The sequence below is a fragment of the Sphingomonas aurea genome (genome assembly GCF_030678875.1).
Lineage (GTDB): Bacteria > Pseudomonadota > Alphaproteobacteria > Sphingomonadales > Sphingomonadaceae > Sphingomonas > Sphingomonas aurea.
Genome location: NZ_JAUUDS010000013.1, coordinates 23650 through 48617, shown reverse-complemented (window position 1 = coordinate 48617; position 24968 = coordinate 23650). Strand labels below are relative to the sequence as shown.

23 protein-coding genes are annotated in these 24968 nt (G+C 64.3%); 11 read left to right on the top strand and 12 right to left on the bottom strand.

Annotated features, from left to right (window positions below):
• Complete coding sequence (copD, locus tag Q5H91_RS16130; RefSeq protein ID WP_088368459.1) at positions 1-930, top strand: copper homeostasis membrane protein CopD; 930 nt, start codon at positions 1-3, stop codon at positions 928-930.
• Positions 931-966: 36 nt separating this feature from the next.
• On the opposite strand, the gene Q5H91_RS16125 is transcribed toward copD, so the two are convergent.
• The 8 genes from Q5H91_RS16125 to Q5H91_RS16090 form a co-directional block, all read right to left on the bottom strand.
• Positions 967-1302 (bottom strand): four-helix bundle copper-binding protein, encoded by a 336-nt coding sequence (locus Q5H91_RS16125; RefSeq protein ID WP_088368488.1) that lies wholly within the window; start codon positions 1300-1302, stop codon positions 967-969.
• A 323-nt stretch (positions 1303-1625) separates the two neighbouring features.
• Positions 1626-2543 (bottom strand): cation diffusion facilitator family transporter, encoded by a 918-nt coding sequence (locus Q5H91_RS16120; RefSeq protein ID WP_088368460.1) that lies wholly within the window; start codon positions 2541-2543, stop codon positions 1626-1628.
• Positions 2540-3148, bottom strand: coding sequence for a cation diffusion facilitator family transporter (locus Q5H91_RS16115; RefSeq protein ID WP_088368461.1), 609 nt, complete (start codon positions 3146-3148; stop codon positions 2540-2542). Before Q5H91_RS16115 ends, Q5H91_RS16120 begins: the two co-directional genes overlap by 4 nt.
• On the bottom strand, positions 3145-6372 hold the full coding sequence (locus tag Q5H91_RS16110) for an efflux RND transporter permease subunit (protein WP_088368462.1): 3228 nt from the start codon (positions 6370-6372) through the stop codon (positions 3145-3147). The genes Q5H91_RS16115 and Q5H91_RS16110 overlap by 4 nt, the downstream gene beginning before the upstream one ends.
• A gap of 3 nt (positions 6373-6375) precedes the next feature.
• The gene (locus Q5H91_RS16105) at positions 6376-7548 is read right to left on the bottom strand and encodes an efflux RND transporter periplasmic adaptor subunit (RefSeq protein ID WP_088368463.1); all 1173 of its coding nucleotides are present in this window, start codon (positions 7546-7548) and stop codon (positions 6376-6378) included.
• Positions 7545-8810: a TolC family protein gene (locus Q5H91_RS16100; protein WP_088368464.1), complete on the bottom strand. Its 1266-nt coding sequence runs from the start codon at positions 8808-8810 to the stop codon at positions 7545-7547. The genes Q5H91_RS16105 and Q5H91_RS16100 overlap by 4 nt, the downstream gene beginning before the upstream one ends.
• A 63-nt stretch (positions 8811-8873) precedes the next feature.
• Entirely contained in the window at positions 8874-9209 is a 336-nt protein-coding gene (locus Q5H91_RS16095; RefSeq protein WP_143559681.1) for a hypothetical protein, read from the bottom strand.
• A 19-nt stretch (positions 9210-9228) separates the two neighbouring features.
• A complete protein-coding gene (locus Q5H91_RS16090) occupies positions 9229-9891 on the bottom strand; it encodes a cation efflux transmembrane domain-containing protein (protein ID WP_088368466.1) in 663 nt (220 codons plus the stop codon).
• 68 nt (positions 9892-9959) lie between these two features.
• On the opposite strand from Q5H91_RS16090, the gene Q5H91_RS16085 reads away from it, so the two are divergent.
• Positions 9960-10379, top strand: coding sequence for a MerR family transcriptional regulator (locus Q5H91_RS16085; RefSeq protein WP_219994280.1), 420 nt, complete (start codon positions 9960-9962; stop codon positions 10377-10379).
• A 939-nt stretch (positions 10380-11318) separates the two neighbouring features.
• On the opposite strand, the gene traA is transcribed toward Q5H91_RS16085, so the two are convergent.
• On the bottom strand, positions 11319-14159 hold the full coding sequence (traA, locus tag Q5H91_RS16080; protein ID WP_305174461.1) for a Ti-type conjugative transfer relaxase TraA: 2841 nt from the start codon (positions 14157-14159) through the stop codon (positions 11319-11321).
• Between the two features lie 174 nt (positions 14160-14333).
• Between traA and Q5H91_RS16075 the strand changes: the two genes are divergently transcribed.
• The 5 genes from Q5H91_RS16075 to Q5H91_RS16055 all read left to right on the top strand — a co-directional run bounded on the left by Q5H91_RS16075 (position 14334) and on the right by Q5H91_RS16055 (position 17427).
• Positions 14334-14663, top strand: coding sequence for a conjugal transfer protein TraD (locus Q5H91_RS16075; RefSeq protein WP_305174463.1), 330 nt, complete (start codon positions 14334-14336; stop codon positions 14661-14663).
• A gap of 13 nt (positions 14664-14676) precedes the next feature.
• On the top strand, positions 14677-14895 hold the full coding sequence (locus Q5H91_RS16070) for a conjugal transfer protein TraD (protein WP_305174460.1): 219 nt from the start codon (positions 14677-14679) through the stop codon (positions 14893-14895).
• Positions 14896-14975: 80 nt separating this feature from the next.
• The gene (locus Q5H91_RS16065; RefSeq protein WP_305174459.1) at positions 14976-15587 is read left to right on the top strand and encodes a hypothetical protein; all 612 of its coding nucleotides are present in this window, start codon (positions 14976-14978) and stop codon (positions 15585-15587) included.
• A gap of 17 nt (positions 15588-15604) precedes the next feature.
• On the top strand, positions 15605-15886 hold the full coding sequence (locus Q5H91_RS16060; protein WP_305174458.1) for a hypothetical protein: 282 nt from the start codon (positions 15605-15607) through the stop codon (positions 15884-15886).
• On the top strand, positions 15886-17427 hold the full coding sequence (locus Q5H91_RS16055) for a type IV secretory system conjugative DNA transfer family protein (RefSeq protein ID WP_305174457.1): 1542 nt from the start codon (positions 15886-15888) through the stop codon (positions 17425-17427). Before Q5H91_RS16060 ends, Q5H91_RS16055 begins: the two co-directional genes overlap by 1 nt.
• A gap of 522 nt (positions 17428-17949) precedes the next feature.
• On the opposite strand, the gene Q5H91_RS16050 is transcribed toward Q5H91_RS16055, so the two are convergent.
• Genes Q5H91_RS16050 through Q5H91_RS16040 form a run of 3 tightly spaced genes read right to left on the bottom strand, consistent with a single transcriptional unit; the run spans position 17950 to position 19899 of the window.
• Positions 17950-18903: a replication initiator protein A gene (locus Q5H91_RS16050; protein WP_305174455.1), complete on the bottom strand. Its 954-nt coding sequence runs from the start codon at positions 18901-18903 to the stop codon at positions 17950-17952.
• A gap of 46 nt (positions 18904-18949) precedes the next feature.
• Positions 18950-19249, bottom strand: coding sequence for a ribbon-helix-helix domain-containing protein (locus Q5H91_RS16045; protein WP_305174454.1), 300 nt, complete (start codon positions 19247-19249; stop codon positions 18950-18952).
• 2 nt (positions 19250-19251) lie between these two features.
• The gene (locus tag Q5H91_RS16040; RefSeq protein ID WP_305174453.1) at positions 19252-19899 is read right to left on the bottom strand and encodes a nucleotide-binding protein; all 648 of its coding nucleotides are present in this window, start codon (positions 19897-19899) and stop codon (positions 19252-19254) included.
• Between the two features lie 292 nt (positions 19900-20191).
• Between Q5H91_RS16040 and Q5H91_RS16035 the strand changes: the two genes are divergently transcribed.
• From Q5H91_RS16035 to Q5H91_RS16020, 4 genes are read left to right on the top strand one after another with little or no spacing between them, the layout of a single operon-like run.
• A complete protein-coding gene (locus Q5H91_RS16035) occupies positions 20192-22087 on the top strand; it encodes a DEAD/DEAH box helicase (RefSeq protein WP_305174452.1) in 1896 nt (631 codons plus the stop codon).
• Entirely contained in the window at positions 22084-22497 is a 414-nt protein-coding gene (locus Q5H91_RS16030; protein WP_305174451.1) for an EcoRII N-terminal effector-binding domain-containing protein, read from the top strand. Before Q5H91_RS16035 ends, Q5H91_RS16030 begins: the two co-directional genes overlap by 4 nt.
• Positions 22498-22512: 15 nt before the next feature.
• A complete protein-coding gene (locus Q5H91_RS16025; RefSeq protein ID WP_062126965.1) occupies positions 22513-24120 on the top strand; it encodes an ATP-binding protein in 1608 nt (535 codons plus the stop codon).
• Entirely contained in the window at positions 24110-24967 is an 858-nt protein-coding gene (locus Q5H91_RS16020) for an HNH endonuclease (RefSeq protein WP_305174450.1), read from the top strand. Before Q5H91_RS16025 ends, Q5H91_RS16020 begins: the two co-directional genes overlap by 11 nt.
• Position 24968 lies beyond the last annotated feature (1 nt).

Genomic DNA, 24968 nt, shown 5'->3' with positions numbered 1-24968 from the left:
GTGGATGCCGACTGGCCGCTGATCGGGGTCCGCTTCGCGCTTTATGCGACGTTGAGCGGGCTGTTCGGCCTGTCGGCGTTCAGCCTCTACGGGCTCAAGGCCGGGGAGCGCGCAGACGCACTCGCCTTGCGCCCCTGGCTGGTGGGGACCGGGCTGCTCGGCCTTCTGTTTTCAGGCATTGCGCTCGTCCTGCTCGCCGCGGCAATAGCTGGAGCGCCGCCGTGGCCGATCGATCGGGAAGCGATCGGAATGCTGATCACCGGCTCCGCGACGGGCACGGCGTGGAAAGCGCGCATGGTCGCGCTGATTGTGGCCGTGATCGCCGCGCTGATCGCGGCAGGACGTACCGCGCCGCTCGGCATGGTGGCGCTCGCGGCGGGCATTGCGCTCGCGACGCTCGCCTGGACAGGCCATGGCGCGATGGATGAGGGCGCGACGGGCTGGATCCATCTGCTGGCCGATATTCTGCACCTGTTGGCGGCCGGAGCCTGGGTCGGTGCACTGCTCGGGTTGACGCTGCTCGTGGTGCGGCCGGCAGTTCGCGTCGACGTCGCCCATCTCAGACTGACCCACCGGGCGCTGCACGGCTTCGGTCTGGTCGGCACGCTCGTGGTCGGCACGATCGTTGTGACGGGCCTGGTTAATGGCTGGCTGCTGGTCGGTGCCGGCAATTTACCGAGACTTCTGACCACCCTTTACGGCCAGCTCCTCCTCGCCAAGCTGGTACTGTTTGGCGCGATGCTCGGGCTGGCCTCCCTCAATCGTTTCCGGCTGACGCCGGCTTTCGAGCGCTCGATTGCCGCGGGCGATCATCGGGCCGCGCTTGGTGCTCTGCGGCGCAGCCTTGCGATCGAGGCGAGCTGTGCCGTCACGATCCTGGCGCTGGTCGCCTGGCTGGGGATGCTCGAGCCCCCCGCAACGGCGATGTGAGGAGCGGGCGGCCGATCGCCACCCGCCCGTCACCGATCAGGCGGCCATCTTCTCGCATGCGTCGGCACAACGCTCGCACGCGGCGACGCACTCTTCCATGCCGTCGAGCCCCCGGCAGCTCTCCGCGCAAGCCCGGCAGATCTGAGCGCAGATGCCGCATACGAGCTTATGCTGGTCGGACCCGCGGGCCATGAAGTCGAGTGAGGTGCCGCAAATCTGCGCGCAGTCGAGCATGATCTTGATGTGGTCGGGCGCGGCATGTGCGCCGCCCACCTGAAGGCAATGCTGCGTGGTCATCGAAAGGCAGGTGACGTGACAGTGGTGACAGGCGTCCATGCAAGCCTGCATCTCGGCGCTCATATGATCGTGCATCGGTGATCTCCACGTGAGCCCCCACTCATGGAGGAGTACGTGCGGCGCCGGCTCGTCCCTCAGCCGGATGCCTTCATTCGTCACCTTTAGCCTGATCCTTCATCGGCTTCGGCGCAGGCCCCCGCTTCACTGTTTCACGCCAGGGCCGCGTAGGAGACGGAAGGGCGACCCGCAGCGCAGCCGCCCTCCCCCGAACGCCATCCATCGTTCTATCCATCTCCCTCGCGATCGTCGCCAATGGCTGTTTCGCGGCGATCCGCTGGCGAAGCTCTGCGTCGGCTTCTTCCGTCCAGCGCCGCGGCTTTCTCATGGCCACCGCGCGTTCACGGGTGCAGGTGTCCAGTGTCCTCGCACGGCTCGGCCGCTGCCTCGGTCTGGATCGTACAATGCTCGATCCCAAACCGGCTATCGAGCATGTCCGCGACCCTCTTCCTGACCGCATCGGCATCGGCACCTTCGGCAAGCGTGACGTGTGCGGTGCAGTTGATGTCGTCCGAGGCCATCGACCAGACATGGAGGTCGTGGACGCCAGCCACGCCGGACAGGCCGGCGATGCCGGCACGCAACTCGGGCAGCTTGATCCCTCCAGGAACGCCCTCGAGCAACACGTTGGTCGTGTCCCGGAGCAGCACCCATGTTCGGGGCAGCACCCATAAGCCGATCCCGACCGCCACGATTGGATCGACCCACGTCCATCCGGTAAACCGGATGGCCAGCGCCCCGGCGATCACGCCCACCGAGCCGATCATGTCGGCCCATACCTCGAGGTAGGCGCCCTTGACGTTCATACTCGCGTCCTTGCCCGACGTGAGCAGCTTCATCGATATGAGGTTCACCACCAGGCCGATCGCGGCGACGATCATCATCCCGGTCGACTGGACCGCCTCGGGCTGGCGGAAGCGCTGCACCGCCTCCACCAGCACGTAGATCGCCACACCGAAGAGCAGCAGGGCGTTGAAAGCAGCGGCCAGGATCTCGAACCGCTTATAGCCGAACGTCCGCTTGTCGTCGGCCGGCTTCTGTCCGAACCGGATCGCGAGCAGCGCAATCACCAGTGCTGCCACGTCTGTCAGCATATGCGCTGCGTCAGATAGAAGCGCGAGGCTGTTGAAGACGAACGCACCAACAACCTCGGCAACCAGATAGGCGGTCGTGAGCGCCAGCGCCCAGCTCAGCATCTGGGCATTCGCGCCAGCGGTGTGGTCGTGGGCATGCCCCCCATGGTCATGGCCTGCGCTCATTGATTGGCTCCTTTCGTGCCCGCGTCCGAGCGAGCGTCTCGCAGGATTTCGAGGCCGCCTTTCACCGCGATAGCGGCAACAGCGACGCCGACGATAAGGTCAGGCCAGTTCTGGCCCGTCCAAACGACGATCGCGCCGGCTAGAATGATGCCCCCATTGGACACGAAGTCGTTGAGGCTGAAGGTTGTCGCAGCGCGCATATTTACATCGGGCTCGCGCAATCGCTTCAACAGCCACAAGCAAAGCCCGTTAACGACCGCCGCGATGATCGCCATCCCGATCATAGTGGGGCCGAGCGGCTCGCTTCCCGAGAAATAGCGCCGCCCGGCATCGAGCAGCACACCCGCGGCAAAGAGCAGCAGCAGGATGCCCGATGTCACCGCGGCCCCCCGCTTCCACGCCTGTGAGCGCGAGAGGGCAAGCAAGCTGATGATGTAGACGATGCCATCGGAGGCGTTGTCCAAGCCGTTTGCGATCAGGGCGCTGGAATCCGCCATGACGCCGGACACCCCGAAGCCTGCCGCCAGGCCCAGATTGAGCAACAGGACTATCCAAAGCGTCCGGCGCTTCTCGGCCGTGTCGAGGTCGAAGCTCTCTTCGCTCATGCCGGCACCTTCTCGTCAGGAGCGGCAGTTTGCCGATCGCTTTCCGGGACCGGCAGCTCTCGGCTACCGAAACGGGCATAGAGCGTCGGCAGCACGAACAATGTGAGCAGCGTCGCGGATATGAGGCCGCCAATAACCACGGTTGCGAGCGGTTTTTGCACCTCGGCGCCCGCTCCATGTCCCAGCGCCATCGGTACGAAACCGAGTGAAGCCACAAGCGCAGTCATCGCGACAGGCCTGAGCCGGGCCAGCGCGCCTCGATGCGCCGCAGCCGCGCGATCCATGCCGTCGCGCATCAGGTCATGGATGGACGTCACCATGACCAACCCGTTGAGAACTGCGATGCCGGATAGCGCAATGAAGCCGACGGCCGCGGAAATGGAGAAGGGCATCCCGCGCAGCACAAGCGCGAGCACCCCTCCCACCAGCGCCAGAGGGACGCCGGTGAACACAATCAGCGCATCCCGAACGGAGCCGAGCGCCCCGTAGAGCAGCAGCATGATGACCACGAAACAGATCGGCACCACGATAGCGAGCCGGTCCCGAGCGGACGCAAGGTTCTCGAACTGGCCTCCCCATTCGAGGTACGTCCCTGCCGGCAGCTTCACCTGAGCGTCGATTGCCGCCCGGGCATCGGCAACGACGCCCGCCACGTCGCGGTCACGGACGTTCGCCTGCACCACCACGCGCCGCTTTCCGTTCTCCCGGCTGATCTGGTTGGGACCATCGACGACAGCGATATCGGCGACGGTCGACAGCGGTACGAAGCCACCACCGGCAGTCGGTACCGGCACCTGAGCGACCGCCGTGAGGTCCGAGCGCGAGCTTTCGGCCATTCGGATCATGACGGGGAAGCGGCGATCCCCCTCAAAGATCATGCCGGCCTGCCGGCCACCGATGGCTGCGGCAACCGTGTCTTGCACGTCGCCGGCGGTTACGCCGACGCGCGACATGGCGGTGCGGTTCGGCCGGATGTCGAGCATCGGCAGGCCCTCGGTCTGTTCGACCCGCACGTCTGCGGCACCCCGGGTCCGGCGAAGGATACCGGCGATCCGGTCCGCGGTCGCATTCATCTCGCCAAAATCGTCGCCGAACACCTTGATGGCGATGTCGCCGCGCACGCCCGCGATCAGCTCGTTGAACCGCATCTGGATCGGCTGGGTGATCTCGTAGGCGTTGCCGGGGAGGGTGGAGAGACGCTTCTCCAGACGCTCCACAAGCTCTTCCTTGGAGAGACCTGGATCGGGCCACTGCGCCTTCGGCTTCAGGATAACGAAGGTGTCCGTGGCGTTCGCTGGCATCGGGTCCGATGCGATCTCGGAGGTGCCCGTGCGCGAGAAGGCGAAGCGGACCTCCGGCACCTTGGCCAATGCCTTCTCGACCTGGAACTGCATCGCCTGGCTTTGGTCGACCGACGTGCCCGGAATCCGCACGGCCTGGACGAGGATATTGCCCTCGTCGAGCTGCGGCAGGAACTCCTGCCCCAAGGTGGTGAAGGCGACACCGGCGAGCGCCAAAGCGCCGATCGCAATGCCGATGGTGAGCGTCGGGCGACGCATCGCCCCATCGAGCCCCGGCTCGTAGCGCTGTCGAAGGAACGTCACGGCCCGGCTTTCCTTCTCCTCCACCCGCTTGCTGAGCCAAATGGCGATCGCCGCGGGTACAAAGGTCAGCGACAGGATGAAGGCGAACACGAGTGCGATGATGACGGTGAGCGCCATTGGCTCGAACATCTTCCCCTCGACACCGGTGAAGGTCAGCAAGGGCGCATAGACCAGGATGATGATCGCCTGCCCGTAAACGGACGGACGGATCATCTCGCGGGCGGACGCGGCGACCAGCCCGAGCCGCTGTTCCATCGTCAGCTCGCCGTCCCGGCCATGCTGGGCTTCGGCAAGGCGCCGCAATGCGTTCTCGACGATGATGACGGCACCGTCCACGATCAGGCCGAAGTCGAGCGCGCCGAGGCTCATCAGATTGGCCGAAACGCCCGCCTCCAACATGCCGATGCTGGTGAGCAGCATCGTGATCGGGATGACGAGAGCCGCGATCAGCGCCGCCCGGAAGTTGCCGAGCAAGGCGAACAGGACGACGATGACCAACAGCGCGCCTTCGGCGAGATTGCGGGCGACCGTCGATATGGTGGAGTTCACCAGCTCGGTGCGGTTCATCACCGGTTTCACGACAACGTCGACCGGCAGCGAGCGGCCGATCTGGGTCAGCCGTTCGGCGACCCCGGTCGAGACGGTACGGCTGTTCTCGCCGATCCGCATGACGGCGGTCCCGACGACCACCTCATGGCCGTTTTCGGACGCGGAGCCCATGCGCAGAGCCTGGCCGGTCCGAACGGTTGCGATCTGGTTGAGCAGGATCGGCACACCCTCGCGGGTGGCGACGACGGTTCGGGCAAGCTCGTCGGCGTTGCGCACGCGCCCGTCGGAGCGGACAGAGAGCCCTTCGCCGTTACGGTTGACGACACCGGCGCCGGCGCTGGTGTTGTTCCGCTCCAGCGCCGTGGTGAGATCCTGCAGCGTCAGCCGCATTGCGGCCATGCGCTGCACGTCGGGGACGACGAGATATTCCTTGGTGTACCCGCCAAGGGAGTCGACCCCCGCCAGTCCCTCCGTGCTCTTGAGCTGCGGCGTGACGATCCAGTCCTGGACAGTGCGCAGGTAGGTGGCCTTGTCGGCCTCGCTGACGAGGTGATCGCCTTCCGGCGTGATGTAGCTGCCGTCGCGTTGCAGACCGGGCTCACCGTTGCGGTGATGGACCTGATCCAGTTCACGGTACTCGACCGTCCACATGAAGATGTCGCCGAGCCCGGTCGCGATCGGCCCCATTTCAGGGTTTACGCCCTCGGGAAGGTCTTCCTCCGCAGTCCGCAGCCGCTCCGCCACCTGCTGACGGGCGAAGTAGATATCGGTCTTCTCGGTGAAGACGGCCGTGACCTGGGCGAAGCCGTTGCGGCTGAGTGAACGGGTATATTCGAGGCCAGGGATGCCGGCGAGCGCGGTTTCGACCGTGAACGCGACCTGTTTCTCGATCTGGTCGGGGGAAAGGGCAGGGGCGACGACGTTGATTTGCACCTGGTTATTGGTGATGTCGGGAACGGCGTCGATCGGGAGTTGGCGCAACGCGCCTATCCCGAGCAGCGCAGCGGCGACGGTGAGAAGCAGGACTAGCCAACGCTTCTCGACGGAGAGGGTGACGATGCGACCGATCATGGTTCAGTCCTCGTCCCCGCCGTCGCCCTTGCCGAGTTCGGCTTTGAGCGTGAAGCTGTTGGTGGAGGCGATCCGCTCCGAACCGGTTAGCCCGGACGTCACGACGACCTGGCCGCCGTTGGTGCGGCCCAATGTCACCGGGGTCGCCCGGAACCCCGTCGGGGTCCGCACAAAGACGAACGACTTGTCCTCGATCATCTGGACCGCGGCCGACGGCACGGCGACTGTACGGTCGCCGGTTGCCGGCACCAGGATGGAAACATTGACCGTCTCGCCAACGCGCCAGGTGCTGCCGCCATTGTCGAGGGTGACGATCACCGGCACCAAGCGCGTCGTCTCGTCCAGTATGGGCGAGACGAACGTGACGCGTCCTTCCTGACGGCGCCCCGCCGCTGTTACCTCGACGCGGGCACCAGGCTTCACCCGGCCCGCATCAGTGGGCACCAGCGAGGTCGCAACCGTGACCTTGGAAAGGTTGGCGACCCGGAAAAGCTCGGCGTCGGCTGCAACGGTCTGCCCGAGCGTAGCCGAGCGCGCGATGACCTGACCGGCGATTGGTGAGCGCACTGCGATGCGGTTGAGCGCACCGCCCCCGCTGCCGGTCGCGGACAATTGCTGCTGCGCCAGGCGAAGCGCGATGCTGGCTTCGGTCGCGGCGGTCCGCGCCGCGACAAGATCCTGTTCCGGCGAGACGCGCTCGGCGAACAGGCGCTGCTCACGACGAAGGTTCGTTTGCGCGAGGGCGGCACGCGCGCGAGCGGCCTCCACCTCTGCTTTGAGCGACGCCGCTTCGCGGCTCTCGATAACGGCGAGCGGATCGCCGCGACCGACAGGCTGGCCGAGATTGCGGGTCAGCGAGACGAGCCGCCCGCCCACCGATGCCGATACCACCTGCACGCCTTGCGGATCGCCTTCGATCGTTGCCGAAAGCTCGATCGCACCAGCTTCCCCGCCGACCGTTGGCCGCGTGACCTCGATCCCGGCGTCCGCGATCTGCTGCGCGGAGAGGATGACGGCATCCTTTGGACCTTCCTTGGCCTCGCTGGCCTCGGCACCTTCGGCCTTCTCGGCTCCGGCCTTCTCCCCGGCTTCACCGCCGCTGCCGGTCCCGCCGCATCCCGCAAGGATGAGGGCCAGCGTCACGGGCGCCAGCGCCCGCATGATGTTCTTCGTCATTGATTGTTTTCCTCAGGAGAGGGCGCGGCGGCAACGAGCCGTTCCAGGCGTGCCTTTGCGTCATGATAAGTGGCGAGCGCGTCGATCGCGGCGGTGCGCGTCTCGGACAGGGTCCGCTCGGCATCGAGCAAGTCGAGCTGGCCGAACTTGCCCTCGCGGTAGCCGATCCGGGCAATGCGCGCAGCCTCGGCAGCCGACGCCAGCACCGGACCGCTCGCATTGCGTGCGGACGTGGCGGCGTTGGCCACCTCCGCCTGGGCGTTCGCGATGTCCTGCGCCGCGTCCAGCTCGGCGGCACGCCGCAGGGCCTGCGCCTGGTCGCTCTGCGCGCGCGCCTGGGCGATGGCGGCTTTGCCGTTGTTGAAGACGGGAAATGGGATGGAGACCCCGAACACCGCGGCGACGTCGTTGGTAGCCTCGAGCCGTCGTGCGCTGGCGCTCAACGTCACATCGGGAATGCGCTGCGATCGGGCGAGCCGGACCTGTGCCTCGGCCGTCGTCGCGTCGGCACGGGCGGCCGCCAGTGCCAGCGTACCACCGGGTTCGATCGGCCGTGCCGGTCCAAAGCCCTCAACACGATCATACCATGCGAGGTCGAGCGGCCCGGTCACGGGCTGGCCGATCCGACGAGCGAGATTGTCCCGCGCCACCTCGGCAAGCCGCTGGGCACGTTCCACGGCCGTCTCTGCATTGATACGCAGCACATCGGCACGCTGCTGTTCGAGCGGTGATGCACGCCCCGCCTGCACGCGGACACCGGCTGCGCGGAGCGCCTCCCGGGCGATGCCGGCCTGTTCGCGGGCTGTGACGAGGCGGCGTTCGGCCGCTGCTGCCTGAATGTAGAGCTGCGTGACGGCGAGCCGGAGATCGGCCTCGGCCAGCGCCGTGCCGATCCGTGCCCGGTTGCCGATCGCCTCGGCGACCGCGATCCGCGCCGACCTTTTGCCGCCCAACTCGATCGGAAGTGCCAGGCCAGCGGTCGTCTCCGCACTGCGCAGGCCCCGATACTGGCCGCTGCCGGCGATGTTTTCGGTCTCGGCAACGATCGAGGGGTTGGGGCGATAGCCGGCGACGGTCCGGCCGGCCTCGGCCGCCCTGACCCCTGCTGTGGCGGCTTCGAGACTGGGCGCGGTTGCGCCGGCGAGCGCCAGCGCCCGCTCAAGCGTGAGCGGGGGACTGGGCGATGCCGGCTCGGATGATTGCGCGTGCGCGATCGACGCGCACGACGCCACGGCCAATAAGGCCGCGATGAAACGGGACATGGTGACGAACTCCTGACGAACTTGGATTGCCGCGCGGGAAGCTCCCGGCGGATTAGGCGCTTGTCAGGCTTGGGGAGGTCGCAGAGCTGGGTCCGAAGGCACCGGTGCCATCGGGGCGTGGTTCCACGCTGGAGGAGCGACAGAGAGCCCGGTCACTGAGGCAACGAGCTTGGCCTCGAACGGAACCCCGATATGATGGCCATGGCAACCGCCATGATGGTGCGGATAGGCCTTATCGGCATCAGCCGGCACCTGGTCGGCGTCGCCGTCACTATGTTCGAGCGAGCTGGCAGCGGTGGTATCGACGCAGCCCACCGCCTCGGTCGCATGCGCGACCGATCCCAGCCCAAGCGACAGCACGAGCATGAGACAGAGGAACAAGGCGGAAAGCCGATGCATCGGCCTTCGCCTTAGCAGCTTAGCGAACGCCATGTAACGGCTGCCTGTAAGTGGAAGGGGCAGGCGTGGAAGCGTATCGCAGTTCGGCCCGCGCCTGTCGCATGATCTGGAATCCGCCCGACAGACCGAGCACGGCCATCAACGCGGCCACCACTAGATCGGGCCACGCGCTGTTCAGACCGAAGACGCCGCCTGCAGCCAGCACCACGGCGATATTGCCGATCGCATCGTTGCGCGAGCAGATCCACACCGAACGCATGTTCGCGTCACCGCTCCGGAAGCGGTACAACATCACCGCGACCACGACATTCGCGATCAGCGCCGCAATCCCCACAACGCCCATGACCTCGGCATGGGGCACAGCGCCGTGGAGCGCGCCCCACCCCGCCGCGAGCAGGACATAGAGCCCAAGCAGGGCAAGCGTCGCTCCCTTCAGCATCGCCGCACGCGCGCGCCAGGCTATCGCCATCCCAGCGACACCCAGGCTGATCGCGTAATTGGCAGCGTCACCGAAGAAGTCGAGCGCGTCGGCCTGGAGCGCCTTCGACCCGCCCGTGATCCCCGCGACGATCTCGATCGCGAACATGCCGCCATTGATCGCGAGCGCGATCCACAACGCGCGCCGCCACTTCGGGTCATTGAGGGTGCCCGCCTTGTCGGACGCGCAGCTCGTGCAGGCCATTTCGCCACCTCGATAGAATCGATCTGGCAGCCTATATGCACCCTCTAGTCGCTAGAGGGTCAAGCGCTGTGTCTGATAAACTGACGATCGGGAAGCTGGCTTCGGCGACGGGCACAAAGGTCGAGACGATCCGCTATTACGAGCAGATCGGCTTGCTGGCGGCGCCAGCGCGGTCGGCCGGAAATTACCGGACCTACGAGGGCGAGCATCTGCGGCGCCTGTCCTTCATCCGTAGAGCGCGCGATCTCGGCTTCTCGATCGACCAGGTCCGGGAGTTGATGGGGCTCGCCGATCGACGCGAACAATCCTGTATGGCCGTGGACGTGATCGCCAACCAACATCGTGATGCCATCACGCGAAAGATCGCTGACCTGACGGCGCTCGCGAGCGAGCTGGATGCGCTGATCGACTCCTGTAGCCGCAACACTGTGGCCGAGTGCAGGATCATCGAAGCCTTGGGTCCGAGCGCGGAGGCCCGCTCACACTGAGCGTTTCTAACGGGCGACGCTGGGCTCATGCGCCGATCGAGGCGCGCCGGTCTAAATCAGGGTGCGTGTCGACCCGACTTAGTGTGCCACGTGGCACACCTCCTGTGCAGGAGCGCTGGTCTAAGAAGGCCGTCCCTTGATGCCGAAGGCAACAGCGGGGACGGCCATGTTGCCTTCAACATAGCGCGTCTTCTGCGGCTTTTGAAGAAACAGTTCGCTTACAAAACCGAGGACCGCCTTGAAAGGCGGTCCCGGTGCTAGTTCCCTGATCGGGAAACGGACAATCCGTTGGATGCCGCATGTACCGATTTGATAGGGGTCGCTCTCTGTTGGGACAAGGCTCCTCAAAGGGCCGAATGCGCCACGTGGCACACCAACGGTCATCGAAAGCACGAAAATCGTGAGATGGGCGCTCTCAACGCACGCTAACTCAGCCTGAAAATCGTCAATCTTCGTGCTTTCGATGACCGTTTCCAGCTTCGGTCCTCAAAAGCACGAACGCCTCGCGAGACGCCATAGGCGGCAAGGCGCTACCTCCTGAGCGGCCCGATGTAATTCGTGCTTTTGAGGACCTGAGCAAAGGTGCCGCGCCTGATTTCGTGTCCTTGCGCAACAGCCCGGACCTTGTATCATCGAGAAGCGAAAGCCGATCACGACCAGAGCCCACCAAGCTGCTACTTGGTGGGCTCAAATCATGAAGGCTTGCTACCCGATGATGCCGCCAACGATTCCGATCAGCGTCCGAAATCCCGTAACGGGTCGATCGGTGGTCGTTCGAGGTGCTGGTGCGCTACGCGGCCGATTGATGCTCAGGGATGGTTTGGACCTCACCCGGCCGATCGCCGCGCAAGTTCTTAGGCCCGGTTGCTAACAGTGAGATAGCCAACCTGAAGCTGGCACCCCTCGCAACGGTCGTGGCTAGTAGGCACGCAAGATGGACTATCGCCCACGGCCCCGACCATCACCACTCCGATCCTTGTCTCGCTGTTTGATCCGCTCGCGTTCCTGCTCTTGCTGGCGGACACGCTCGGCGCGGCGCTCGCGCATGACTGCTTCGTAGAGCTTGTTGAGGTGAGGATGCGCGCGCTCAACCCTGGCACGCGCCAGCTCATCGCCGCGGTGACGCCGCTGCCCGGTCACGGGACCGAGATACTCCTTGATCTGACCTAGTCGCTTCGCGAGCTGCGTGGATCGCTGCTGCAACCCGCGCGCGGCCTTCTCCCAATTCGCGCGTGCTGCCTCGTAGGACGGACGCCGCAAGGTTGCCATCAGTCCTTTGGGCGGCAGCGGCTGCTTACGAGCATGATCACCTCTCACCGCCTCATGTCGCCGGTACATTCCATCCGCCCGCACCTGCGCGCGTTGCGCGCGTGCCTGTACGTCCGCCAGCTCGCGTCCGTGTTCGGCCGCCCAGCTCCGCACCACTCCTTCGCGGGTCGGGCGCTGGTCGCCCTGCGGACTTGCCGTCGACCTTTGATACCGCTCCCCTGCCCCACCACGCGTCTTGTCGACCATCGGACGCGCGAGTTCCGGCAACCGGATCTCGCGCCGGTCGGCAAAGGCCCGGGCATGATCCTGGTGACTACGCTCGGGACCATAGTCGCCGGCCATATCCTTTGCCCGATCGCGAGATAGCAAGAGGGCGAGACGGCCTTGATCGGCGAAGTCATCCCGACCATAATGGAGGTGCACGCGGTCGCGGTGACGCGTCATGCCGACATAGCTGCTGTGACGATCCATGCCCGGTGTTGCGAGCGCATGGGCGTCATCTACCGACACGCCCTGCGACTTGCCGAACGTAGCTGCATAGCCGTGATCGAATGCCGCATAAGCCTTCGCGTCGAATTGAACCTGACGCCCACCGTCCAGACGCACCGTCATGCTCCCAGGATCGGCTCGCTCGATAGTGCCTAGCGTGCCGTTCTTGACCCCCAGCGACCGCTCGTTCCGAAGGAACATCAAGCGGTCGCCCGCCGCGAAGTCGCGGGTGCCCCGGTCTGTCGTGAACGCCACGTCCTCGCCAAGTTCGCCACCAGCTCGAAGCCGGCCGCGCGCTTCCTCGTTCAGCTCGCGCACCTCGGCATTGGTATGGGTAAGGATGATCCGTGAACGGTCGGGATCGGCCTGGCGTTGACGATCCCACCCCTCCACCAGCTCGGCCCGCGCCGCCTCGCGCGTGTCGGCGGCATGGACCATGCCATGCGCGGCATAGGCATTCAGCGCCTCGGCCGTCCGTCCCGTGGCGAGCGCCCGCGTTGCTTCCTTCTGCCAGTCCTCCCGCTGCCGGCGAATCTCGGTAATCTCGGCCGCGCCGTGCCTCTCGGTGATCGACCGGAACGCTGCGCCCGCCTCGATCGCCTGAAGCTGCTCGGGGTCGCCCACCAGCACCACCTTGGCCCCGGCGTCACGGGCATGGGACATCACCCGCTCCATTTGGCGCGTGCCGATCATGCCCGCCTCGTCGACCACCAGCACGTCCTTGGGCCCGAGCTGGTCGCGTCCCTGCGCCCAGCCATGCTCAAGGCTGGCGATGGTGCGGGAGGTGATGCCGGAGCCGCCCTCCAGGTTCTCGGCCGCGATTCCCGACAGCGCCGCGCCGCGCACCTGGTAGCCCTCGCGCTCCCACGCCTCGCGCGCGACGCCCAGCATCGCGGACTTGCCGGTCCCAGCATAGCCCACGACCGACGCCAGACCGTCACGGCCGGTGATATGATCGAAGGCGTCGCGCTGCTCGTCGGACAGCGTGAGACCCCGCGCCTCGGCCGCCTCCAGCGCCCCGGCTCGCTGCCGGTGGGACACGCCATGATCTTGGCGCCGCGCCAGCTCGTCGCTGGCCTTCTCCAGCCGCGCCTCGGTCGCGATCATGTCACGGGAGGTGAACCGCTCCTGGTCACGCCCGTCCCTGCCCAGCGCCACCAGCTCGGGGCTGGCGCGAACCGCCGCCATCACTTGGTCGAACTGCTCCTTGCCGTCCGAATGCCGGAACGCGAATGCGGCCAGGTCGCGGGTAGTGAACGTCGCCTGCTGCCGGGTGATGCCGTCGAGCGCGATGCGCGGATCGGCCGCGATCTTCTCGCCGTTCTCGCGCGCGATCCGCCGGTGATCGTCAGCACGCTCGGCATCCTCGCCGCGGTCGAGCCGGCGCATGCCGGCCGGGCCGATCTTATGCTGCGGCTCCAGCTCGATGCCGCGGTCGGCATGGCTGCGATGATCGATCCGCGCCTCAATCCCCAGCTCGGCCATGCGCTCGTTGACGTGGGCCGCCCATGCCTCGCGCCAGCCTTGCAATAGCTCTCCGCTGTTCCAGTCGCGGTTCTTCTGACCAAAGCCGTCCGGCCCCACGTCGCGCATCGACAGCATGACATGCGCGTGCGGCTTCGGACTGCCGTCCCTCGCCTTGTCCCAATGCACGTTGAGGTCCGCGACCATCCCGCGCTTCACGAACTGCTCGGCGACGAAATCGCGGGTGAGCGCGACGCCCTGCTTTTCATTCATCTCACGCGGGATCGAGAACTCCACCTCGCGGGCGAGCTGAGCATCCTTGCGCTTCTCCCCTGCCTCCACTTCGTTCCAGAGCACGGTGCGGTCGTTTAAACGCTCCGGTGCACCCTGCGGCAACATCACCTCGGAGTGGATGACGCCGGCCTTGTTCGAGAAGTTGTGATTCCGCCCAAGCCGCTCGTCATGCAACTCGGAGGCAGAGCGATAGGCGGCGGATGCGACGGCGCTGGAGCCGTTTGCACGACTGATAATTTTGGCGCTGAAATGATAGATCGCCATTGCGTCCAGTACCATGCACTTTGGAGCGCACGTCGGCAACGACGTATAAGCGCGCACTCATGATCTGCTTCGCATCTCCTGACTGACTTGCTGGTTCTTCTGCGCTGTTACGGCTTTACCGACGTGGTCGAGGTGCTAGGATGCTACCGGTCGATACGCGGAAGGGTAAAGGCGATGCGGAAAGTTCGCGACTACGACGCCGAACTGAAGGCGCTGGGTGACAAGGCCCGTGCGTTGAAGGCGAAGCGGGTCGAACAGCTCGGCCAGCTCGTCACCGCTACCGGAGCCGATGCGCTCGATGCTGAAACACTCGCGGGCGTGCTGCTCGACGCGATCGGATCGAAGGATGCGAGCGCGAAGGAGGCATGGCGCGCGAAGGGCGCGGCCTTCTTTCAACGGCGCGGGCGCAAAGGTGGCGGCGCTGCTGCAATCGACGGACCGGGCGCTGCGACTGAACCGAGCGGCGACGCTGCGGACGGAAGCGGGTCAGCGGCGAACGGATAGCAGGGGCTGGGTCGTGCAACGCCGCGAACGCACCCGCCACCTGATCGAATTGGGCGGCCTCGTCCAAAAGGCCGGACTGGTCGATCTCACCGACGACGATCGCGCGACCATCTACGGCGCGCTTCTGGAGCTGGTCGGACGTGCTCGCGACGACAATACCGGCGACATGGTTACGCTCTGGAAGCGGCGAGGCAAACGTGCCTTCGATGCGGAAGCGGAAACGACAACATAGGGGCGATGGGAATGGCGTGGGTTCGCTACGGCATGTGGGATCGATGGCGTGACCTGACGCGCTTTCGTCTGGCCTGCGAAATGGCGCTGGCCTCCTACCGGACCTACGTGAACGGCTTCCCGATCGCGTCCGAAGCGCCGCTAGTTATCACCGACCCGGCCGGCTCCAACTTCAAGTGCGACCTGGGCGAGTTCACCGCCGTCCTCAACGACGGGCAGCAGCTCTATCGTGTGCTGTTTCCGTCCTACGTCGCACTGGTCGAAGACCTCGGCCGCGAGCTGGTCGAGACGCTGCACACCGGCAAGGGCATCCCGCGCGCCGCATTCGCGGGCCTCGATGCCGTCGTGCCGATCGACCAGGCCGCCGAGCATTGGATCACCGCCACGCCGGTTGAGGTTTGGGGCGCGACCGTCCTGAAGCTGGGCGGCCGCAAATGGTCCAACTTCAAGGGGGGTCGTCGTGGCGTGGTGGAGGCGGTCACGATCCGCAATCTTTGTGCGCACGGCATCCCTGTCTTTAATCAACGCGCCCTCAATCGTCTCGCCACAGCCTCCACCGCCAAACAGCCTTTGCCGGCGCTGGGCGATCCGATCGTTCTCGATCGCGCCGCTTTCGTCCGGCACGTCGGCATCCTGCGGGGGTTCGCCCGGTCGATGGCGGACGGCGTAGCGAACCTAGCCGACGTGCCATGATGATGAAGGACAGCCCCATGAGGATCGACCTCGATACGCTGCGAAGCGAAGTCCGTGCGCTCGACTATGTTCGCGGAACGCCGGCCGAAGACACGATGTGGCGCGAGGACGACGAGGACGCCCGCGCCAACCTCGCGATCGAAGGCATACCGCTGACGCCTGAGGATGACGCGCTGTTCGAGATGATGCGCGACGAACGCGTGCCCCCTACCCTCGCCACGCAAATCCTTCTCAGGCTGCTCGGCCATCCCGATGCCGATCCGGCGCTGGCGATCACTCCGGCCGGCGCGAGCTGCTGATGCCGCCGCGGATCGGTCCGCTCTGGGCGCTGCTGATCGGCTTCGTCGTCCTGATGGCAAGCAATAGCTGGCTCAAGGGCATATTCGGTGTCGGCGAAATCGCGACCGACGTGCCGTTCCTGCTCACCGGCCTAGTCCTGTTCGGTATTTGGAAGTTCAATCGTCGTGGGCAAGCTCGCAACACGCTGATGGGTTCGGCCCGCTTCGGCGATCGCCGCGACCTGGCGAAGCTGGAAGGCTCGGGTGATCTCGTCATCGGCCGATCGGGCCGCAACAACAAGCTGTTGCGCTATGACGGCCCGGCGCATCTGCTGACGATGGCGCCCACCCGGTCAGGCAAGGGTGTCGGCACGATCATCCCCAATCTGCTGCTGCTCGACCGTTCGGTGATCTGCATCGACCCTAAGGGCGAGAATGCCCGCGTCACGGCCCGTACGCGCGCAAGGAAGGGCGATGTGTGGTGTCTGGACCCGTTCGGCGTCTCCGGCCGTCCAGCGGCCCGCTACAACCCCCTGGCGTGGCTCGATGCCGCCAGCCCGGACCTCGCGGAAGACGCACAGACGGTCGCCGACGCACTGGTCCACGATGCGCCGGGACAATCGGGCGAGGCGCACTGGAACGAGGAAGCCAAGGCGCTGATCGCCGGGATCATCCTGCACACCGTCATCCACGAGCCCCCTGCCCTCGCCACGCTGGCGACGGTGCGCGACAAGCTCACCCGCGATCCCGCCGGCTTCGCCGCGCTGCTCGCCGACATGCAGGCCAGCGCCGGCGCGCACGGCCTGATCGCACGCGCCGCCAATCGCCATCTCGGCAAGTCCGATCGCGAGGCCGCCGGTGTGCTGTCGTCCGCCCAACGTCACACCCACTTTCTGGACAGTCCCCGCATCGTGGACAGCACGTCGGCGTCCGATTTCCGTTTTGCGGACCTGAAGGAGCGGTGCGGCACGGTGTTCCTGTGCCTGCCGCCCGATCGGCTCGATACCTATGCCCGCTGGCTGCGGCTGTTGGTGAGCCAGGCCGTCACCGACATGGCGCGTTCCCCTGCCCGGCCGGAACGCCCGGTCCTGTTCCTGCTCGACGAGTTCGCCGCGCTCGGCCGCCTCGATCCGGTGGAGCGCGCGATGGGACTGATGGCGGGTTACGGGATGCAGCTCTGGCCGATCCTCCAGGACATGCACCAGCTCAAAGCCACCTATGGCGAACGCGCCGGCACCTTCATGTCCAACGCCGGCGTGATCCAGACGTTCGGGGTCAACGACCTTGCCACCGCCGACATGCTCTCGCGCACGATCGGCGACACCACCATCGAATATCAGACCTTCGGCACCTCCAACCCGGCGAGCATCTTCAGCGATGGCACCCGCTCGGAAAGCGCCAGTGGCCACGTCGCCGCACGCCGGCTGGCGACGCCGGATGAAATCATGCGGATGAACCCCGACGATCTCCTACTGCTGCGGCAAGGCCAGCACCCGCTCGTCGTCGGGAAAATCCGCTACTATGCGGAACGCGAGTTCGCCGGGCTTTATGATCCGGCCTGATCCCACACACCGGAATACCGGACGATAGGCATCGTGATAGTGTGCCTTCCCGCCTCTCAACCTGCGCGACGCTGACAGTCACACACCGCCGGATCGGATCGGCTTCTCTCGGAATCCTGCGGCCAATAGGCCGCTTCTGTGACGGCATTAGCCGGCACGTATCAAAAGGGCATTGGCCTGTAAGGCCAATTCCGCATGTCTTTCTTCTGCCGACTGAGCGGTGCGTTGCGGTTAAATGATTCTGTTAAATAGGAATCGTTAAGAAGGTTAAGGCTCAAAAATGAGCCAAAAAAGTGAGGACTTCTGCGGCTTTCCAGATAGGCCCGGTGTGTGATCCCACGTGATTCGGTGTGTGATCCCACGATAGTAGGGTGTGTGATCCCACGACGCTCGGGTGTGTGATCCCACGATGATCAACTGGCTATTGGCACTGCGATTACTGTCGGTTCTGCACTCCCACCGTTCCCCTTCGAGACGGTTCGGATCGTGCCCTGCTCACGACGGTGTGTGAAACCACGATAGTCAGCGTCCGCCGGCGAGCCTATCCATGAGGTCGTCCACCTCGGTCGCGCGGCGGCGATCAGCGTCGAAGCGATACCGTCGTTCCTGTTCCGCCTCCAACCTAGCGGTCAACGCCAACGCCTCGGCCTCCCCCCGAAGACGAAACAGCACAGCAGGGCTACCGTCTGCCGTCGTCGTCAGCTCCATCGCATAATCGGGGAGCTGGTCGGCCTCCACTACCTTGCGGAGCATTCGATTGAACTCCTTGGGCTTGCTGTCGCTGCCGGTCTTGTCGCGCAGCACCTCCACCCGGCACGTCCAACCGCCCTTCTGGTTGCCGGCATGCTTGCGTGCGATGCGATACAAGGCGCGTTCCAGCCCACCGGTCAGCAAGAAATAGTCTTGGTGCATGGTGAGGAGCGATCTCTCTCCCATGATGCCCTCATAGACCCAATCGGACAGGGTGATGGTCATGCCCCGCGGTTGGTCCGTGTCGGGGTCCACCTCCAGCGTCCATTTGTCGAGCCAGTTAAAACCGGCTTTCGTGCGCCGCTTCGGCGCGCGGATTGACGTGGATATAGAGGTCGTCTGAAGCCGTTGGAGTGCCGCTTGCAGCTCCTGATAGGCTCGCCCACTGGTATCGCGCTTGATCGCCCGCAACAGGTCGTATGACGTGGTTCTGAGCGTCCGGGGCAAGTCGTTCACCCCCTGCTCCCGCATCCGATTGAGCGTTGAGGCTGCCCATATAAGGATATCGGCATCCCAGATGGTCGCCATGCCATAAGCCGGGATCGCCTCGATCTTCACCCACGTCTCGCCGTCCGGGCTGCTGTACTCGATCGGCTTCACCCGCTTGCGCTTCTGAAGCGAGAAGAACGGCCGCTCCATCGTCTCCCGCTGGTCTTTGAGCGGGAGGTCGCCCATCAGCGGGATGAAAAGGTCGAACTCGGGGTTGGGGTTCTGGCGTTTGGTCACGCGGCGTCAATCCTGACGTTCTGCATTCATGCAAATGTGCACATTATCAAGAGCGGCCAAATTGCTTGTCGGCATCGTACTTTGCGACCAGCTCGCCGATCGCCTCGGCAAGGAGGTCCTGATGGCTGCGTCTGGTTCGCGCCGCCAGTACCCGAAAGGCTTCGGCCGTAGGATCGGCTGGGTCGAAATAGGCACCCAAGTGGTACTTGCCTGGACGCTTTCCGCTCGACCGAGGCACGGTGGCAGTTGGTGCCGCTGGCGAGGCCGCCGGCGCATTGTTCTGCTCAGGCTCGGAACGCGATTGAGGGGACATGGCCGGAGCCAGCAAAGAAGACCGCTTCGCCATTATCAACCCTTCACATTTGCAGGTGTGCAGGACATCAGATCATCAAATATGTGTTGTTGCAAGGCTGCAATCTCTAAGGCAGCCTTGCTTCTCGGCTCATGCTCTATGACGCCCAAGCCGTAAGGCCATGCCGCCCGGTAGGCGCTACGCTCACGCAGTACAGCACGTGCCACCCGCAAGCCGGTTGCCTCAGCAAGCGTTCTGGCATCGTCCAGCAAAGTGGTTGCGGTAGGGGGAGCGGCATTGAGCACGACCACGCCCGTTCGCCCAGTACTGGCGATAAGTTGCGCTGTGCGCTTGATCGCATCGAGGTCGATCAACGACGGACGGCAGGGGATGACTACCAGATCGGCACGCTGCGCTGCTGCGGCGGCTTCTGCGCCGGCCGCTGGCGGTGTGTCGATTATCGTAAGCGCAAAGCCGTTGGCCTTGGCGGCATCAATCGCTTGGTCGAGGCGTCTCGCACTGATCGGCTCGACGTGGGGCAACTCGGCCGTCCGTCGCTCGCTCCATGCGGTCGCGCTCTCCTGCGGATCGAGGTCAAAAAGAGCCGTCTTGAGACCGGCTGCTTCAGCAGCGACCGCCAGATTGACCGCCAGCGTCGTCTTACCGACACCTCCTTTTTGCGCTGCAAGTGTGATAATATGCACGTGTGCACACCTTCAATAATGGTCTTTTGATATTATGCAGAGTGGCAGAACGGCACAACCGCTATTTGCCTCGGTCGTTCATCGCTCAACGCCATAACCGCTGTGCCCAGCGGATCATGACCGCTTTGCAGACAGGCCTTGGGGAGGGTGGGGATAGAGAAGAGCATGGCCTGCAACGAGCGCACTACACAGGACCGGCCGCTACAGCGGTTGACCAGGCTGCCGGCTTTCGCGCTATGTTCCATACCGCCGCCAAGCATCTGACGGTGGAGGAAGGAAACGCGCGGACAGCATGCCAATGTGGGAGCTACGTGGCAGGGAATTATGGCTCGCCGACGATGTCGGCGGGACGCGGCTGCCCGTTGCCGATGAAATTTACGGAGCGCTGGTTGAGCGCGATCCGGGAGCGCAAAACCTCCCGACAAGCGCTGCCAATGTCAGGGCGTCCCGCTACCCTTTGGCTCCGGCACTGACGATTAACGACAGTGACGATAGTGGGTCCCCCAAGTACGCGATTTCGGGATCAGTGCGCGGCATCAGACTCGATCTCGATCCTGCCGATCTCGAGCGCGGGCATGTCGTCGCCGATGGGGTCTGGTATCCCATCGACGCGTCCGGCGCTGCAGAGGTCTTGGAGCTGTTGCAAAGTGCTGGCATCGATCTCGGCGCTGCCCGGTCGTTGCGCTCGTTCTTGGCGCTCAGGAAAGCGGCAACGGCAGGTGCCGCGGTTGAGGACCACATGGCTGGCCTTCCGATCTCACCCTTGGCGTTTGCACCGCCCGCTGATGATGTGCCCGCTGGCGTTGATGCCACGCTCTACTCATACCAGCTTGCTGGCTGGCGCTGGCTGAAGTTCCTGCTTGCCGAAGGGGTAGGAGGCCTGCTCGCCGATGAAATGGGGCTCGGTAAGACACTTCAGATCATCAGTGCCCTCAGCGATGCGGGGGCAGGGCGGCTTAGCCCCGCCCTCATTATCGCGCCGGGCTCGCTGCTGGAAAACTGGCGGCGCGAGATAGGCAAATTCGCGCCTCATCTGAAGGTCCTGAAGCACCATGGCCCTGAGCGGACCGGCCGCCCTGCCGACCTGCATGGCTTCGATGCTGTAATTACATCGTACGACAGCGTGGTCCGCGACAACAGCCTTCTCAACATGATCGAGTGGGCAGTGGTTATCCTCGACGAGGCGCAATTCATCCGCAACCCGCAAGCCCAGCGGACCAAGTCGGTTAAGCACCTGAGGCGTAGGGCGGGCTTGGCTGTGACCGGCACACCGATCGAGAACCGCCTGCTGGACCTATGGTCAATCATGGACTTTGTGCTTCCTGACCACCTTGGCGACCAGAAGGCGTTCGAGGCACAGTTTGCCGACGACGTGGATGGGGCAGCCATGCTCGAACCGCTTGTCTCGCCTCTGATGTTGCGACGGCGCGTCGCCGATGTGGCCCAAGACCTCCCACCCCGCATCGACATCCCGCAGGTTCTTGAACTCGACGATAGCGAGGCAGCTGCCTACGACGCCATTCGGGAACGGATTGCTGCCGAATATGGTGCGGCGGCAACGCTGGTTGCCCTTACCTCTCTTCGCAGGTTCTGCGCCCATCCAAGTCTGATGGACGGCAGCTCCCACGCCGCTGACCCTATGTCATTCTCGAAGTTCCGGCGTTTGGACGAGCTGATCGAGGAGATTTTTGCGCGGAACGAGAAAGTCATCATTTTCACATCGTTCACCGCCATGGCGGACATGATCGCTCGCCATGTGGAGCGTCGGTTTGGCGTGTTTGCCGGCGTGATTGATGGCCGGCTGCCGATCGACGATCGCCAGCCGATGATTGATCGCTTCAGCGAGGTCCGCGGAGGCGCTGCGCTGATATTGAACCCCAAGGCGGGCGGGGCGGGCCTGAATATTACGGCTGCCAATCACGTCATCCACTACAACCCGGAGTGGAACCCCGCCCTGGAAGATCAGGCATCGGCCCGCGCCTATCGCCGCGGGCAGGAACTGCCGGTAACCGTTCACCGGCTGCTGGTAGCCGACACTGTGGAGGATGTCGTGGACGAACGGCTCAGCCGAAAACGCGCTCTCTCCTCAACAGCCGTGATCGGGGTTGAAGGCGCTGAGGATGATTATGGCGACGTTGTCGCGGCTCTGAGCCGTTCACCGGCGAAAATGGCAGGCGGCACCAAATGACCGATCGCATCGCAAAAATTCTGAGTGCCAACGACACTGGCGAGACTGGCGGACATCAGGCTGGCATTCTTGTGCCGAGGGACCCTAAGGTTCTCGCCTTTTTCCCGACGCTTGATGCGGCAACGTACAATCCGCGCTGCCACCTTATGTTTCTTGATGAAGGCGGCACTTTCTGGGAATTTGCCTTTATCTATTACAACAACAAGTTTTTCGACGGAACCCGTAACGAGTACCGCCTTACTCGCATGACCCGCTATATTCGGGAAGCAGGACTGGCAGTTGGGGATGAAGTAATCCTGTCGCGTGACGGTGATCGCTATCATGTGTCACACCGGCGCAAGCAACAGGTGGAGCGTACCACCGGAAGTGTGCTGAAACTTGGAACCGGCTGGCGAGTGGTCCAGCTCTGAACAGAGGGGGTGTTGATGAGCATTGAGGAAGTCGAGCTGCCGCCCGATCCGGAACGTGTTATCGTCGGATTGCGTGATACCGGCTATGAGTTCAACACAGCCGTCGCCGACATCGTAGATAATTCGATTGCGGCCAATGCCACTAAAGTGCAGCTCTGGCTCGCCGCCGGGATGAAGGGAGATATTCGCCTTCTGATCGCTGACAATGGCGACGGGATGGACCGGCAGGGCCTTATCAATGCAATGCAGTATGGCTCGAAAGCGCGCCCAAGTGCCGCGAGCCTCGGCAAATACGGCTTGGGCCTGAAAACGGCGTCCACTGCTTTCTGCAAACGGCTGTCAGTCATTTCCCGGCCGGACGGAAAAACCCAGCCACTCATGGCAACGTGGGACCTCTACCACGTCGCCAAGGTCAACAAGTGGTCGCTGCTGCTTAGCGCCGAAAGCGACGCGGAAGCCGTGGAGCAGCTCGATGTGGTAGCGCCAGGCCACTCGGGGACCGTCGTGCTCTGGGAGGATGTGGACCGGCTCATCAAGGATTATCAGGACAAGGGCGGGGCACACGCGCGGAAGGCGCTGAAGAGCAAGGAAGATGCTCTGCGCCAACATCTCTCAATGGTGTATCAGCGGTTCGTCGATCCCAAGGACGATCGTGCGCAGAATGTCGAGATAGAGCTGAACGGCACGCCGGTAGCTCCTTGGGATCCGTTCCAGCGGGGATTGGCGGAGCTGGTCGGCAATGAGACGGTCGATACCGAGCTTGCAGATGGCAGGAAGGCCTCCTTTACCGTGAAGGCCTACATCCTGCCTCGTCGGGAGGAGTTTCCCAGCGACAAGCTGGCCTCGGCAGCCAACCTGTCGAACGACCGGCAGGGCATCTACATCTACCGCGAAAACCGTCTGATCCACGATGCCGACTGGCTTGGCCTCTACCAGAAGGAGCCTCACCTGACGCTGCTCCGGATCGAGTTCTCGTTCGATCACCGGCTCGACGACGCTTTCCATCTCGACATCAAGAAGTCTCAGATCATTCTCAATGACGATCTCGCATCGTGGCTTCAGTCGGAATTTCTGCCGGCACCCCGGCGCGAGGCGAACAAGCGGTCGCGTGAGGGACAGCAGAAAACGATCGCCAAAAAGGGCGTCGGTGCCCACGACACATCGAACACCAACATCCGCAACAGGGAAGCCGCTGCCGGTGGTCCTGAGGTCAACGTCGTCGATCCGAACAAGGATGAGGCGATCGTCAAAAACAAGCACGGGACGACGCGGCTTAAGCTGACCATCACCTCGGCAAAGAGGCCCGGCGAGGTTTTCGTCCAGCCTGTGGATGGCATCACCAACGGCCTGCTTTTCCAGCCTGCCCTGATCGACCAGCACAAAGCGGTCCAGATCAACACGAGCCACCCGTACTATCTCAAGGTATACATCCCCAATCTCAACCGGAGCGTCACTATGCAGGGGCTCGATTCCCTGATGTGGGCGCTTGCCGTTGCCGAGCTGTCCACTGTTCAGGACAGCACAGCCGCCATGTTCCAGGATATGCGCTACGAGGTATCGCGTATCCTCGAAAAGCTGGTCGAGACCCTGCCAGAGCCTGAACTGGAAAAGGATGTCGCCTGATCCTGACACCCTCGCGGCGCGGGTATCAGCCGAAACCGGGCTGGCCTTTACCGGCTCGCAGGGCCGGGAGAGGGACGGGGCTCGCTGGATCGAACTGCACCCAGAGGGGCATCCTCCCGCCCAGACGTTCACCCTGCGAACGGTCATCGGCTGGCGACGGCTCGATGTTCATTTCGCCCCAGGGGCATTCGCCGGCGATCTTGTCGCATCCATGTCCGCGGCCAACGACGCCGGTCGGCGAGGCTTTCTGGCCGTCCTCGGCAGTTGCCAAGAGGATGGCGCGGAGGTTGCCCTTACGCTCAACGGGACAGCGCGGGACTTGGCTGATCCCACGATCTGGTCGACTCCTTGGCGGAGCATGGCGCTGGTCATCCGACGCGGCATGCTTGCCCTCAACGAGGGCAACGATGCGGAGGATGCCCGGATCGTGGCGCTATGGGCAGGAAAGGGCGCTGCTGCCATCCTCGCTTTGCTACCGTTGGAAAGTGAAGGAGAGGATGGGGAAACCGAGCCCGAAACGCCCGATATTGTCGGCCTGCCAGAAGGGGCGAAAACCCGCATCGAGGTGAACCGCTACGAGCGCGATCGGCGGAACAGGGCGGCTGCCCTCGCAATCCATGGTTATGTCTGCAAGGCTTGCGATACGGATATGGGGGGACGGTATGGGGATGCCGCGGTGGGCCTGATCGAGGTCCATCACGTCACGCCCGTGTCGGAGGTTGGCGCGGGTTACGTGATTGATCCCCGGACTGATCTCATACCGCTTTGCCCGAATTGCCATTCTGTCGCACACCGGCGCTCACCACCCTTCTCTGTGGGCGAGCTGCGCGGCATGCTCGCTGCCTAGT

Coding starts and splice junctions, on each gene's coding strand:
- Q5H91_RS16055 (WP_305174457.1), top strand. CDS start 15,886: ATGCCGCCGCGGATCGGTCCGCTCTGGGCGCTGCTGATCGGCTTCGTC.
- Q5H91_RS16120 (WP_088368460.1), bottom strand. CDS start 2,543: ATGAGCGCAGGCCATGACCATGGGGGGCATGCCCACGACCACACCGCT.
- Q5H91_RS16110 (WP_088368462.1), bottom strand. CDS start 6,372: ATGATCGGTCGCATCGTCACCCTCTCCGTCGAGAAGCGTTGGCTAGTC.
- Q5H91_RS16100 (WP_088368464.1), bottom strand. CDS start 8,810: ATGTCCCGTTTCATCGCGGCCTTATTGGCCGTGGCGTCGTGCGCGTCG.
- Q5H91_RS16125 (WP_088368488.1), bottom strand. CDS start 1,302: ATGCACGATCATATGAGCGCCGAGATGCAGGCTTGCATGGACGCCTGT.
- Q5H91_RS16105 (WP_088368463.1), bottom strand. CDS start 7,548: ATGACGAAGAACATCATGCGGGCGCTGGCGCCCGTGACGCTGGCCCTC.
- Q5H91_RS16115 (WP_088368461.1), bottom strand. CDS start 3,148: ATGAGCGAAGAGAGCTTCGACCTCGACACGGCCGAGAAGCGCCGGACG.
- Q5H91_RS16020 (WP_305174450.1), top strand. CDS start 24,110: ATGTCGCCTGATCCTGACACCCTCGCGGCGCGGGTATCAGCCGAAACC.
- Q5H91_RS16025 (WP_062126965.1), top strand. CDS start 22,513: ATGAGCATTGAGGAAGTCGAGCTGCCGCCCGATCCGGAACGTGTTATC.
- traA (WP_305174461.1), bottom strand. CDS start 14,159: ATGGCGATCTATCATTTCAGCGCCAAAATTATCAGTCGTGCAAACGGC.
- Q5H91_RS16095 (WP_143559681.1), bottom strand. CDS start 9,209: ATGCATCGGCTTTCCGCCTTGTTCCTCTGTCTCATGCTCGTGCTGTCG.
- Q5H91_RS16090 (WP_088368466.1), bottom strand. CDS start 9,891: ATGGCCTGCACGAGCTGCGCGTCCGACAAGGCGGGCACCCTCAATGAC.
- Q5H91_RS16060 (WP_305174458.1), top strand. CDS start 15,605: ATGAGGATCGACCTCGATACGCTGCGAAGCGAAGTCCGTGCGCTCGAC.
- Q5H91_RS16030 (WP_305174451.1), top strand. CDS start 22,084: ATGACCGATCGCATCGCAAAAATTCTGAGTGCCAACGACACTGGCGAG.
- Q5H91_RS16035 (WP_305174452.1), top strand. CDS start 20,192: ATGCCAATGTGGGAGCTACGTGGCAGGGAATTATGGCTCGCCGACGAT.
- Q5H91_RS16065 (WP_305174459.1), top strand. CDS start 14,976: ATGGCGCTGGCCTCCTACCGGACCTACGTGAACGGCTTCCCGATCGCG.
- Q5H91_RS16075 (WP_305174463.1), top strand. CDS start 14,334: ATGCGGAAAGTTCGCGACTACGACGCCGAACTGAAGGCGCTGGGTGAC.
- Q5H91_RS16045 (WP_305174454.1), bottom strand. CDS start 19,249: ATGGCGAAGCGGTCTTCTTTGCTGGCTCCGGCCATGTCCCCTCAATCG.